Source organism: Thermomonospora catenispora, from assembly GCF_006363815.1.
GTDB classification, from domain to species: domain Bacteria; phylum Actinomycetota; class Actinomycetes; order Streptosporangiales; family Streptosporangiaceae; genus Thermomonospora; species Thermomonospora catenispora.
Window position 1 is genome coordinate 1 of record NZ_RRYT01000009.1, and the last position, 12,827, is coordinate 12,827.

The 12,827-nt window shown below is 74.2% G+C and carries 10 protein-coding genes; 3 read left to right on the forward strand and 7 right to left on the reverse strand.

Annotated elements, in window-relative coordinates; all coding sequences use genetic code 11:
• The coding region (locus EIO00_RS09355) for a ribokinase (protein ID WP_140177230.1) at positions 1-754 on the reverse strand (754 nt) is incomplete at its 3' end.
• 10 nt (positions 755-764) lie between these two features.
• Entirely contained in the window at positions 765-2,330 is a 1,566-nt protein-coding gene (locus tag EIO00_RS09360; RefSeq protein ID WP_175596172.1) for an MFS transporter, read from the reverse strand.
• A gap of 170 nt (positions 2,331-2,500) precedes the next feature.
• Between EIO00_RS09360 and EIO00_RS09365 the strand changes: the two genes are divergently transcribed.
• The gene (locus tag EIO00_RS09365; protein ID WP_241661239.1) at positions 2,501-5,062 is read left to right on the forward strand and encodes a M14 family zinc carboxypeptidase; all 2,562 of its coding nucleotides are present in this window, start codon (positions 2,501-2,503) and stop codon (positions 5,060-5,062) included.
• 64 nt (positions 5,063-5,126) lie between these two features.
• Here the strand turns inward: EIO00_RS09365 and EIO00_RS09370 are convergent, their stop codons facing one another.
• The gene (locus EIO00_RS09370; RefSeq protein ID WP_140177234.1) at positions 5,127-5,822 is read right to left on the reverse strand and encodes an alpha/beta fold hydrolase; all 696 of its coding nucleotides are present in this window, start codon (positions 5,820-5,822) and stop codon (positions 5,127-5,129) included.
• Between the two features lie 149 nt (positions 5,823-5,971).
• On the opposite strand from EIO00_RS09370, the gene EIO00_RS25585 reads away from it, so the two are divergent.
• On the forward strand, positions 5,972-6,646 hold the full coding sequence (locus EIO00_RS25585; protein WP_140177236.1) for a winged helix-turn-helix transcriptional regulator: 675 nt from the start codon (positions 5,972-5,974) through the stop codon (positions 6,644-6,646).
• 113 nt (positions 6,647-6,759) lie between these two features.
• A complete protein-coding gene (locus tag EIO00_RS09380; RefSeq protein ID WP_140177238.1) occupies positions 6,760-7,359 on the forward strand; it encodes a histidine phosphatase family protein in 600 nt (199 codons plus the stop codon).
• Between the two features lie 44 nt (positions 7,360-7,403).
• On the opposite strand, the gene EIO00_RS09385 is transcribed toward EIO00_RS09380, so the two are convergent.
• The 4 genes from EIO00_RS09385 to EIO00_RS09400 all read right to left on the reverse strand — a co-directional run bounded on the left by EIO00_RS09385 (position 7,404) and on the right by EIO00_RS09400 (position 12,778).
• Positions 7,404-7,967 carry an NUDIX domain-containing protein gene (locus tag EIO00_RS09385; RefSeq protein WP_140177240.1) on the reverse strand — a complete coding sequence of 188 codons (564 nt, stop codon included), beginning with the start codon at positions 7,965-7,967 and terminating at the stop codon, positions 7,404-7,406.
• Complete coding sequence (locus EIO00_RS09390; RefSeq protein ID WP_140177242.1) at positions 7,964-8,716, reverse strand: GntR family transcriptional regulator; 753 nt, start codon at positions 8,714-8,716, stop codon at positions 7,964-7,966. Before EIO00_RS09390 ends, EIO00_RS09385 begins: the two co-directional genes overlap by 4 nt.
• Positions 8,717-8,994: 278 nt before the next feature.
• On the reverse strand, positions 8,995-10,359 hold the full coding sequence (gene ggh, locus EIO00_RS09395) for a glucosylglycerate hydrolase (RefSeq protein WP_140177244.1): 1,365 nt from the start codon (positions 10,357-10,359) through the stop codon (positions 8,995-8,997).
• A 355-nt stretch (positions 10,360-10,714) separates the two neighbouring features.
• On the reverse strand, positions 10,715-12,778 hold the full coding sequence (locus EIO00_RS09400) for a bifunctional aldolase/short-chain dehydrogenase (RefSeq protein WP_140177246.1): 2,064 nt from the start codon (positions 12,776-12,778) through the stop codon (positions 10,715-10,717).
• Between the last annotated feature and the right edge of the window lie 49 nt (positions 12,779-12,827).

Here is a 12,827-nt window from a genome sequence, read left to right on the forward strand (position 1 = left end):
CGTCGCCGGCCCCGGTGGTGTCGACCGCCCGCACCCGCGGGGCGGCGATCCGGGCGGTGCCGGCGGCGTCGGCGGTCACGGCGCCGGCCGCGCCGAGGGTGATCACCGCCGATCGGGGGCCGAGGGCGCGCAGCGCGGCGGCGCCGGCGGCCGGATCGTCGACCGCCGCGCCGAGCAGGTACGCCGCCTCATGCTCGTTCACCACCAGCGGATCGCACAACGCCAGCAGCTCGGAGGGGAGCGGCCGGGCCGGCGAGGGGTTGAGCACCACCCGGGCCCCGGCGGCCGCGGCGGTCTCGGCGGCGCGCCGCACCGCCGGCAGGGGGATCTCCAGTTGCAGGGAGACCACCCGCGCCGCGCCGATCACCCCGGCCGCCCGGTCGATGTCCTGCGGCGTCACCCGCCCGTTGGCGCCGGGCGAGACGATGACGGCGCTCTCCCCCTCCGGTCCGACGGTGATCAGCGCGGTGCCGCTCGGTCCCGGCGCGGTCATGAGGGCGTCGAGGGCGACGCCGGCGTCCTCCAGCGAACCGCGCAGCAGCCCTCCGTACGGGTCTTCGCCGATCCGGCCGACGAACGCCACCCGTCCGCCGAGGCGGGCGGCGGCCACCGCCTGGTTGGCGCCCTTGCCGCCGGGGACGACCGTCGGGTCCGACCCCGGCACCGTCTGGCCGGGGGCGGGCCACCGCTCGACGCGGACCACCAGGTCGGCGTTGGCCGACCCCACCACCACGACGTCGTATCGCTCGCTCACGGTCCGCAGCCTAGGAGGCGACGACGTCCGACTCCGTCGCGTCCGCGCCCTTCTCGGCGAGGCGCTCGGCCACCGGGGTCCGGCGCAGCAGCACGGCGGTCAGCACGGCGGCCGTCAGCGTCACCGCCGCCGCGGTCGCGGCGGCCAGATGCATCCCGCCGACGAACGCCTCGCGGGCGCCGGTCAGCAGCGCGTCGCCCAGCTCGCCGGGCAGCCGGCCCGCGACCTCGGCCGCGCCGCCCAGGGTGTCGCGGGCCGCCCGCACGGCCTCGGCGGGCACTCCGGCGGGCGCATCCAGCTCGGCGCGGTAGACGACGGTGGCGACGCTGCCGAAGACCGCCAGTCCCAGCGCGCCGCCGAACTCCTGGGCGGTCTCCGACAGCGCCGAGGCCGCGCCCGCCCGCTCCGGCGGGGCCGCGGAGATGATCATGTCGGTGCCCAGCACCATCATCGGGGAGGCGCCCGCGAAGAACAGGACCTGCCCCGCCACCAGCGGCGCCAGGCCGGAGTCCGCGCCGGTCCGGGTCAGCAGGGCGACGCCGACCGCGCTGACCCCCAGCCCGACGGCGGCGACCGTGGCGGGAGGGAACCGCCGGGCCAGCGTCGGGGTCACCAGGAACGCCGTGATGACCGCCGCCGACTGCGGCAGCCCCCACAGCCCCGCCTCCAGCGGGCTCAGGCCCAGCACCAGCTGCAGGTACTGCGCGGTGAGCATCCCCAGGCCCGGTCCCACCAGGATGACCAGCACGAGCACGCCCAGCGAGACGCTGAACCGGCGCTGGGCGAACAGCCCCAGGTCCAGCATCGGATCGGCGATCCGGCGCTGCCGCCGCACGAACAACGCCAAGATCGCCGCGCCCGCCGCCACCGCCGCCACCGGCCCGGCGTGCGCCCCGTAGGCGGCGATCTCCTTGATCCCGTAGATCATCGCGATCACGCCGGTCAGCGACAGCAGCACGCTCAGCAGATCGACACGGCCCGACCGCGGGTCACGGGACTCCGGCAGCAGCAGCGGGCCGAGCACGCCCAGCACCGCCATCACCGGCACGCCGAGCAGGAACACCGACCCCCACCAGAAGCGCTCCAGCAGCAGACCGCCCACCACCGGACCGAGGACCATGCCGCCGCTGAAGCCGATCATCCACAGGCTGACGGCCCGAGTGCGCTGCGCCGGGTCGGGGAACATGGCGCGGATCAGCGACAGGGTGGACGGCATCAGCGTGGCCCCCGCCACCCCGAGCAGCCCTCGCGCCAGGATCAGCAGTTCGGCGTTGGGGGCGTAGGCGGCCAGCACGGAGGCGATCCCGAACGCGGTGCCGCCGGTGAGCAGCAGCCGGCGCCGCCCGATCCGGTCGCCGAGGTTCCCCATGGTGATCAGGAACCCGGCGATCAGGAAACCGTACACGTCGTTGATCCACAGCAGCTGCGAGCTGCTGGGCCGCAGGTCGGCGCTGAGCTGGGGCTGAGCCAGGTGCAGCACGCTCAGGTCGATGGAGATCAGCAGGGTCGGCAGGATCAGCACGGCCAGGCCCGCCCACTCCCGGCGACCGGCGCGCGGAGGGATCTGAGTGGTCATGCCCGCCACGCTAGAACCTCGACCATAGTTGAGATCAATGGATTTCCCCTGGTGACGCCGGTCACGCGCAACGGCCTGCCGAAGAGGGCGCGACCGGATCGTCAGAATCCGCCCTTTGCCGCCCAAGATCACCGGAGATAGGAACCGAAGGGACGCTCCTGGAGGTCCCGGTGAGAAGACATCTCGCATACCCCCTCGTCGGAGGCGCGGTGGCGGCGGCGCTGCTCCTCCCCGCGACGGCCCCCGCGGCGGCCGAGCCCGGACCGCGTCGTTCCCCGGTGGCGCGCGAGTTCGGCAACGGACCGGAACGCAACACAGCCGCGAGCCCCGTGCCGAAGCAGCGGCTCGGCGCCGACCTGAGCCGCTACCCGTGGGATCTCACCCGCGGCTATCCCCGGCGCACCGTGCTGACCGAGCCGCCGGAGAACCCCTCCGACGCCTCGATCAAACTCGGTCTGACCCCCTACCACGCCATCGCCCCCATGCTGAACGACCTGCAGCGGCGCAGCGACCGGGTCAGCGTGGAGGTGATCGGCCGCAGCCACCAGGGCCGCGAGCTGTACCTGGTGACGGTGACCGCGCCGGAGAGCCCGGCGCAGGCCCGGGCGCAGGCGGCGATGCGCGCCATGATCGAGGACGACCCGGCCAAGGCGGCCAGGGATCCGCAGATCAAGCGCTCCTACAAGGCCCCGGTCTTCATCAACGGCAACATCCACGGCAACGAGTGGGAGGGCACCGACGCGGTGCTGCGCACCATCGAGCGGCTGGCCACCGCCCAGGACGCGCAGACCCGTGAGCTGCTGGCGCGGACGCGGTTGTACTTCAACGTCACCGCCAACCCCGACGGCCGGGTCAACGGCACCCGCGTCAACGGGGCCGGGTTCGACATGAACCGCGACTTCATCACCGCCTCCCAGCCCGAGGTGCGGTCGATGCGGCAGGTGATGATCGACACCCAGCCGGTGGTGATGCTGGACCTGCACGGTTACGTCAACGGCACGCTGGTGGAGCCCACCACCCCGCCGCACGGGCAGAACTACGAGTACGACCTGTTCATCAAGAACGCCTACGCCAACGGCCTCGGCATGGAGGCGGCGATCAAGGCGCTGGGGTACACGCCCGAGAGGGACGGGGTCCATCCGCCGCAGATCCCGTTCCGGGACTGGGAGGAGGGCTGGGACGACTGGCCCCCGATCTTCACTCCGCAGTACGCCCCGTTCCACGGCGCGGTGGCCTCGCACACCGTCGAGATCCCGCTGCGGGTCAACAACGCCGACTACACCGACCAGCCGGTGGAGGAGCTGCGTCGCCGCGCGAAGATCAACATCGATGTCGCGGCGGCGGCGATCGCCGGGACGCTGTCGTTCGTCCGCGAGCGGGGTCCGCAGCTGGTGGCCGACCAGATCGAGATGTTCCGCCGGGGCGCGGCCGGCGAGCCGTCCAAGCGGGTCCCCGAGGGCATCGTGCCGGGCTTCGGGCCCGAGGACGTCTACACCACCACGTTCCCGCGGGCGTATGTGATCCCCGCCGGGAGCGGGCAGCGGTCGGAGGCGGCGGCGGCCCGGCTGGTGGACCACCTGATCGCCAACGACGTGCGGGTGCAGCGGGCGACCCGGCCGTTCCGGCTGGGCGGCAAGGACTACCCGGCCGGCTCGTACGTGGTGGACATGCACCAGCCCAAGCGCGGCATGGCCAACGTGCTGCTGGAGGCGGGCGCGGACATCAGCCCGCGGGTCGACGCGATGTACGACATCTCCGGCTGGAGCCTGGCGCACCTGTGGGGCGCGACGGTCGACCCGATCCCGCGCGGCGACCTGAAGGGCGTGAAGGCCCGGCCGGTGTCGGCCGCCGCGCCGACCGGGTCGGTGCCCCCCTCGGGCGACCTGGTGCTGCGGCTGGACGACCCCAAGGAGGTCAGCGCCCTCAACGAGCTGCTCGGGCGGGGCGTCCAGGCCCGGTGGACCGGTGACGGTTCGGTGCGGATCCCGGCGTCGGCCAGGCCGGCGGCCCGTGCGGTCGCCGACCGGTACGGGGTGCGCTTCGCCAGGGCCTCCGGCCCGGGCGGCGGCACGGTGCTGCGGAGGCCCAGGGTCGCCGCGGCGGCCAGCGCCGACGACGTGTTCAGCCTGCAGGAGATGGGCTTCGCGGTGACCCCGGTGTCGACGGCGACGCTGAACGCCGGGTTCGACTGGAGCTCGGTGGACGTGCTGTACGTCTCCAGCGGCCTGAACCACGGCCAGCTCACCGCGCAGGCCCGGCGGGCGCTGGAGGACTTCCTGGCCGGGGGCGGCGTGGTGGCCCGCGGCGCCACGGGCGCGTCGTTCAACGCGGCGGCCGGCCTGCTGACGGCGACCGCGGTGGCCGGGCGCGGCGACGCCAACGGCACGGTGTCGGTGGTGAACGCCGGCGGCCCGATCACCGGCGGGTCGGCGCCGTACTCGTTCGTGTACTCGCCGCGCTGGTTCACCGATCTGGGCCCGGAGGTGACGGTCGAGCAGCGGTTCGCCGGACAGGGACCGCTGATCGCCGGGCACTGGCGGGCCGGAGCCGACGGCGCCGGCGGCCCGGAGGCGGCGCGCGGCCAGGCGACGGTGATCCGCGGGGTGGACGAGCGGGGGGCGGCGGTGGTGCTGTTCGGCACCGAGCCGCTGTTCCGCAACCACCCCAAGGGGCTGTTCCCGCAGGTGGCGCGGGCGCTGCTGTGGACGGCGACGCAGGCGGGCGGCGACTGACCGTCCCCTTCCTGCGGCCCGTCGTGCGCGGCCCGGTCCCGGCGGGGCCGGGCCGCGGCCCTGTTCACGGCAGCCCGGCCCGGACTCGGTAGCCCTCCAGCCGTTCGACCAGTTCGGACGGGCGGGCGAGCGCGGGCATGTGGCCGCCGGGCATCTCATCGGGTTCGATCCCCAGCCGCTCCCGCACCACCCGCCGCTGGAAGTCGGCGGGGAACATCCGGTCGTCGCGGCACAGCAGGAAGCGGGTGGGCACCCGGGGCCAGCGGTCCAGCGGCCAGGGATCCGCGAAGGGCCTGGCGGACTGCTCCAGCCCGCCCGCCATGGCCTCGGCGGCGATGCCGGGCGGGACGTCGTGGAAGAACACGTCCCTCGGATCGAAGTCCTCGCCGAGCACCACGCCCCGACGTTCGGCCAGCTCCCGCATGGCCCGCTGCTGCCCGGTGGCGGTCCACCACTCGCCGCCGGACTCCCCCGGTCTGGGCACCATGGCCGCCACCAGCACCATCAGGTCCACCGGCACCCGTTCGCACACCATCGGGGCGACGAAGCCGCCCATCGAGTGGCCCACCACGACCAGGTTCCGCCGGTCCCCGATCGCCCGCACCACCACATCGGCGTACTCGGCGAACCCGGCCGTCTCATCGTCGGCGGGCAGGTCGGGCGCCACCACGTCGTGGCCGCGCTCCCGCAGCAGCGGCACGACCCGGTGCCAGTGCCAGGACTCGCCGCCGGCGCCGGGGATCAGCACGTACGTCGCCATCGTCGGCCTCCCTGCACGGTCGGCGAGTCCGGGCCGTCGGCGATCCGCGGCGATCGCGCGTCGCCCGAGCACGGGTCCGGCACAGTCATGCTCCTAAATTAGGAGCAGACACTCCTGGAAAACAAGCACGAACGGATGGGCGGCCGACGATGGCGGCGAGTCGCAGCTACGGCGATCCGTGCGGGATCGCCCGCGCGTTGGACGTGGTCGGGGAGCGCTGGGCGCTGCTGGTCGTGCGAGAGCTGTTGCTGGGCCCCAAACGGTTCTCCGACCTGCACCGCGCTCTTCCCGGAGTCAGCCAGAACGTGCTGTCGCACCGGCTGCGGGAGCTGACCGGCAAGGGGGTGATCCGCAGGCGCCGGCTCGGCCCGCCCGCCGGCGCATGGGTGTACGAGCTGACCGAGTGGGGCCGCGATCTGGAGCCGGTGCTGCTGGGCCTGGCCGCCTGGGGCGCCCGCGCCCCGCTGGAGGTCGCGGGCGAGCTGAGCCCGGACTCCATGGTGATCGCCCTGAAGACGGTGTTCGACGCCCGCGCCGCGCGGGACCTGGAGGCCGAGGTGGCGCTGCGGCTGGGCGACGAGGCGTTCCGGATCCGCGTCATGCGGGGCGTGCTGGAGGTCGACCGGGCCGCCGCCCGCCCCGACGCGGTGATCGACACCGATGTCGCCACGCTGCGCTCGCTGGTGTTCACGGCACGCCCGCTCGCCGAGGCGCTGGCGACCGGCGCCGTGCGGGTGGAGGGCGACCGTGGGCTGGTGGAACGATTCCTCACCCTGTTCCCCCGCCCCGAGCCCGCCTCCCCCGGGCGGCCCGGGAACGGCTGAGCGCTCGCGGCCGGCGGCGCCGCCCTCCGCGTCTCTCTCATCCCGGCCCCATACTGGATGCCGATCGGGCGCCGGGCGGGACGCGCGCCGAGTCCACGAGAGCGGCAGGGGGCATGAGCACGACCTTGTTCCTGGTGCGGCACGGGGAGACCGTCTGGCACGCCGAGAACCGGTACGCCGGGGTCAGCGACGTGGCGCTCACCGAACGGGGGCGTCGCCAGGCGGCCCGGCTGGCGAGGTGGGCGTGCCGGACCGGGCTGGACGCGGTGTGGGCGTCGCCGCTGAGCCGGGCGCGGGCGACCGCCGCCCCCTCGGCGCGGGCCCTGGGGCTGCCGGTGGAGGTGGACGCGGACCTGGCCGAGCTCGACTTCGGCTCCGCCGAGGGCCGCACGCTCGCCGAGCTGCCGCCGGAGCAGGCCGCCGCGTTCCGCGCCGACCCGGTCGCCGGGGCGTTCCCGGGAGCGGAGGACCCCGTGGCCGCCGCCGCCCGCGGGGCGGCCGCCCTGCACCGCATCGCCGCCCGTCATCCCGGCGGCCGGATTCTGGTCGTGGCGCACAACACGCTGCTGCGCCTGGTGCTGTGCGAGCTGCTGGGCCTCCCGCTGGCCCGGTACCGCACCGCGTTCCCGGTGCTGCGCAACTGCTGCCCGACCGAGCTGGTGATGGACCGCGGCGGCGCCGGCCTGGTCGCCCTCAACACCCCTCTGCCGTGAACTCCGCCGTCTTCTCCGCCTGATCTCCGCGCCGTCGTGCGCGCTCAGGGGACGCGGCCCTCGTGCCGCAGCAGCAGCAGGTAGGCGGCCAGGGTGGAGTCGTCGGTGATGCGGCCCCGTTCGAGCAGCTCGCCGAACTCCTTGCGGGAGATCCAGCGCTGACGCATGTCCTGTTCTTCGGGTTCGCGCGCGGGCGGGCCGGGGGTCAGGTCGGTGGCCAGGAAGACGTCGAAGCCCTGGCCGCTGGTGCCGTGGGAGCAGTGCAGATAGCCCAGATGCTCCAGGCGGCCGGCGCGCAGGCCGGTCTCCTCGGCCAGCTCGGCCCGGGCCAGCTCCTCGGGGGTGCCGGTCACGCCCTCGGGGAAGGAGCCTTGGGGAAAGTTCCAGGTGCGGCGTCCGATCGGGTAGCGGTACTCCTCCACCATGTGGAAGCCGTCGTTCTCGACCGGGACGACCACGGCGAAGTCGGGCTTGTCCACGACACCGTAGACGCCCTCCACGCCGTCGGGGCGGAGGATGCGGTCCTCGCGCACGCTCATCCACCGGTTGCGGTAGACGACCCGAGAGTCCAGTCGCCGGATGCTCGGCCCCTCGCCGTCCTCCCTCATGCCGGCCCCTGTCCGTAGCGGTAGATGAGCTCGTGCCGGTCGCCGACCACCACGCGGTGGGTGACCTCCAGGATGCGTTCGTCCTGGTCGTACCCGCGCCGCCAGAGGGTGAGCACCGGTTGGTCGGCGTTGATCAGCAACGTCTCCTGTTCCTCGGGGCGGGGCAGCCGGCAGGTGACGCTCTCTTCGAACCACACCCGGTAGCCCAGCTCCTCCAAGCGGGAGTAGATCCCGCCGGGCCCGGTGTCGACCTGGCGCAGCACCGGGATCTGCTCGACCACGTCCATGATCACCCAGGTGGTGGCGGTCTGGACGGGCGGCTCCCCCACCACCCCCTGCACCCGGGCCCGGCGCAGCACGGTGGTGCCGACCGGAACGGCCAACCAGCGGGCCAGCAGCGCGTCGGCGGTCACCTCCGCGACCGTGGTGCGGGTGAACGGCTCGCGCCCGGCCTGTTGCGCGGAGACGTGGAAACCCCGCCACTGTCCGACCTGCCGGGTGATGTCGGACGCCGAACGACGCACCGGCCTGGTGGAGCGGACCCGGACGCCGCTGCCGGGATGCAGCACCACCAGGCCCTGGTCGCCCAGCATGCGCAGGGCGCGGCGCACGGTGGAGCGGTCGGCGCCGAACTCGGCGGCCAATCGGCGCTCGGACGGCAGCCAGGTGTCGGGGGCCAGCTCGCCCTCGACGATCCGAGCGGCCAGCGCGTTGGCGATGGCCTGGGCCTTGGCGGGGGGTCTGGGCATGACGACCTTGCTCTCCCATGCCGGCGCATGGTGCGCGCTTTACCAGCCACCATAACCCGACCATGACCCGCTGCCGAGAACACCTTTTTTAGACCTTCAGGTCATATCCGACACCCCTTCGGATGGTGTTCCATGGCGCTCTTGGCCTACCGCGCCGAGGGCCCCTCGAGCCCTGCCGTGCCCCGGCGCCGTCCGGCGGCCCGGACGTCCCGGCGGCGAGGAGAGGGAGACCGTCGGACGTCCCGGCGCCGAGAGCGCGGGGCCGCCAGCAGAGGCGCTCAGGCGAGCAGGTCCAAGGCCACGGCGGCGGTCCACGACTGCGGCCGGGCGCCCAGCGGCTCCCCGGTGAAGGGGTGGTAGTACTCGGCGAACACCCCGTCGGCGAGCTGGTCGAGAGCCGCCTCCCGCAGGGCCAGGGCCGTCTCCTGCTCTCCGGAACGCTCCAGGCCCCAGATCAGCAGCCAGCTCATCGGCGGCCACTGCGGGCCGCGCCAGTACCGCACCGGGTCGAACGCCGAGGACGAGGGGCTGGTGCTGGGCGGCAGGGCGTGCGCGAACCCCGGATGCCCGCACCAGTCCGCCGAGACCAGCGTCTCCACCAGCGCCCGCCGCCGGTCCGGATCGAGCCCGCCCGACAGCAGCGGGGCGAACCCGGCGACGGTCTGAGTGCGGATCACCTCGCCGGTGCGCAGGTCCACGTCGGCGGCGAACCCCCGATCGTCGGCGGTCTCCAGCACCCCGCGGCGGAACCGGTCGGCGTACCCGATCAGCTCCTCCGCCCCGGACAGCCCCAGCTCATCGGCGACGGTGGCCAGCTCCTCGCTGGCGGCCGCGAACAGCGCGCTGCTCAGCACGTCGGCCATCCGGAAGCTCACGGTCCGGCGGGCGGTCGCGTCGTCGTAGCGGGCCCGCCGCAGCTCCTCCACCAGCCACTGGTACTTGACGTACTCGGCGTCGGAGGGGCGCTGCGCCGCGGCTCCGCCGAGCGCGCCGAGCGCGTGCAGGTCGGCGCGGCGGAAGGGGACGAACTCCGGCGCCGGCACGACGTTCTTGTAGGGGGCGTCCCAGCGGGGCGAGTCGTCCAGCCCGCTCTCCCACCCGTGATAGATCGTCAGCAGCCCGCGCCGTTCGGGATCGCGCCGCTCGGCCAGATAGCGGTGCCAGGCCAGCAGCCGGGGCCACATCGCCCGGATCCGCTCCGTCGCATCGCGCCGCTCCGCCGCCGGCGCCCCGTGCGCCGCATCCAGGATCCGGCGGACCGCCACCCCGTGCACCGGCGGCTGGATCAGCCCGCTGGTGGCCGGGCGTCGCGGCGCGTCCGGGCAGACCCGGCCGCACGCCCACCGATGCGGGCCGGGCTCGTACCCCGTCTCCCCCTCGGTGAAGACGATGTGCGGCACCATCCCCGTCCGCCACTGGGCGCCCAGCAGCGTCTCCAGCTCGGTGAGCGCCCGGCCGGTCGACACCCGGGCCAGCCCCATGGCGATGAACGCCGCGTCCCAGCTCCACATGTGCGGATAGAGCTGGGGGGCGGCGACCGTCAGGCGGCCGCGGTCGTTGCCGGCCAGCACGTAGGCGGCTCGTGCGGCGATCTGGGTGCGGGTCAGTCGGGCCCGCGTCCGGGTCGATGGCGTCGCGCTCACAGGGGTCACTGCTCATCCGAGGTCGTCACGGCGGACTCTTCGGACCCTATCGGGAACGCGTTCCCCAGGGACCTCGTCCGGTCATGTCCACTTCGGTAACCGCAGCGATACAACCGCGTAACACCGGGCCGCACCATGACCCGTGCCGGAACGGGACCGACCCCTCGAAAGCCCGCCCCGAACGCCCGCCGGGGCCGGCGTCGGGACGGGTCGTCGGCCGGTGGCGCGACGGGACCGGTGCGGCTCCTGCGCGACCGGCACCGGTCCCGTCGAGTCGATGTCGAGCCGATGTCGAGCCGGTTCCGCCGAGGCGGCGGGGCCGCAGGCCGGCCCCGGCGCGGAAGGCGGGCGCGGGTCAGCGCAGGAAGGCGGCGGCCACCCCCGCGTCCACCGGAACGTGCAGGCCGGTGGTGTGGGTCAGGTCGCCGCCGGTGAGCGCGAACACCGCGGCGGCCACGTGCTCGGGCAGCACCTCGCGCTTGAGCAGGGTGCGCTGGGCGTAGAACTCCCCGAGCCTCTCCTCGGGCACTCCGTAGACGGCGGCGCGCTGGGCGCCCCAGCCGCCGGCGAAGATGCCCGAGCCGCGCACCACCCCGTCGGGGTTGACGCCGTTGACCCGGATGCCGTGCTCGCCCAGCTCGGCGGCCAGCAGCCGCACCTGGTGGGCCTGGTCGGCCTTGGCGGCGCTGTAGGCGATGTTGTTGGGGCCGGCGAACACGCCGTTCTTGGAGACGATGTAGACGATGTCGCCGCCCATCCCCTGGTCGATCATGATCCGGGCGGTCTCCCGGGACACCAGGAACGAACCGCGCGCCATCACGTCGTGCTGGAGGTCCCAGTCCTGCGCGGTGGTCTCCAGCAGCGGCTTGGACAGCGACAGCCCGGCGTTGTTGACCACCAGGTCCACCCCGCCGAACGCCAGCACCCCGGCCCGGAGCGCGGCGGCGATCTCCTCCTCGCGGGTGACGTCCACGCCCACCGCGACGGCGACGTCGCCGGGCCGGAGCGCCTTGTTCGCCTCGGCGATCTCCGCGGCGACCCTCTCGGCCGCGGGCAGGTCGCGGTCGGCGACGATCACGCAGGCGCCCTCGGCGGCCAGGCGCCGGGCGGTGGCCGCGCCGATGCCCGACCCGCCGCCGGTGACCAGCGCGACCCGGGCGGCCAGCGGCTTGGGCTCGGGCCGGCGGCGGAGCTTGGCCTCCTCCAGCTCCCAGTACTCGATGCGGAACTTCTCCGACTCGGGGATCGGCCGGTAGGTCGACAGCGCCTCCGCGCCGCGCATCACGTTGACGGCGTTGACGTAGAACTCGCCGGCCACCCGCGCGGTCTGCTTGTCGGAGCCGAAGCTGAACATCCCGACGCCGGGCACCAGCACGATCGCCGGATCCGCCCCGCGCATCGGCGGGGAGTCGGGGGAGGCGTGCCGCTCGTAGTAGGCCCGGTAGGCCTTGCGGTACTCCTCGTGCAGCTCCGTCAGCCGGGCGCGGACGTCCTCCAGCGGGGCGTCCGGCGGCAGGTCCAGCACCAGCGGCGCGACCTTGGTGCGCAGGAAGTGGTCGGGGCAGGAGGTGCCGAGGGCGGCCAGGCGGGGGTGCTCGGCGCGGGCGAGGAAGTCCAGCACCGCCTCGTCGTCGGTGTAGTGCCCCACCTGCGGCCGGTCGGTCGAGCACAGTCCGCGCAGCAGCGGGAACAGCTGTGCGGCGCGGGCGTGCCGCTCGGCCTCCGGCAGCGGCTCGTAGCCCTCGATCACCGGGCCGAACGGGTCGGGCCGGCCGTGCTGCTCGATGTACCGCTCGGCGGTGCGGATGATCTCCAGCGAGTTGGCCTGGCACTCGGCGCTGGTCTCGCCCCAGGCGGTGATCCCGTGCCCGCCCAGGATCACCCCGATGGCCTGCGGGTTGTCCTTCTTGACGGCGGCGATGTCCAGCCCGAGCTGGAAGCCGGGCCGCCGCCACGGCACCCACACCACGCGGTCGCCGAAGATCCGGCGGGTCAGCTCCTCGCCGTCGGCGGCGGTGGCGATGGCGATGCCGGAGTCGGGGTGCAGGTGGTCGACGTGCTTGGCGTCCACCAGCCCGTGCATGGCGGTGTCGATGGACGGTGCGGCCCCGCCCTTGCCGTGCAGGCAGTAGTCGAACGCGGCGACCATCTCGTCCTCGCGCTCGACCCCGGGATAGACGTCCACCAGGGCGCGCAGCCGATCCAGCCGCAGCACGGCCAGTCCGTCCTCGGTGAGGGTGCCCAGGTCGCCGCCTGAGCCCTTCACCCACAGCAGCTCCACCTCCCGGGCGGTCACGGGGTCGGTGACGACGCCCTTGGCCGAGGCGTTGCCTCCCGCGTAGTTGGTGTTGCGCGGGTCGGAGCCCAGGGTGTGGGCCCGTTCGAGCAACTGCTCCACCTCGGGCGGAGTGGCGGTCATCCTCTGCTCCTTCGCATGTTCGGCGAACGTGTCGGCGGGGCGGGTCGTC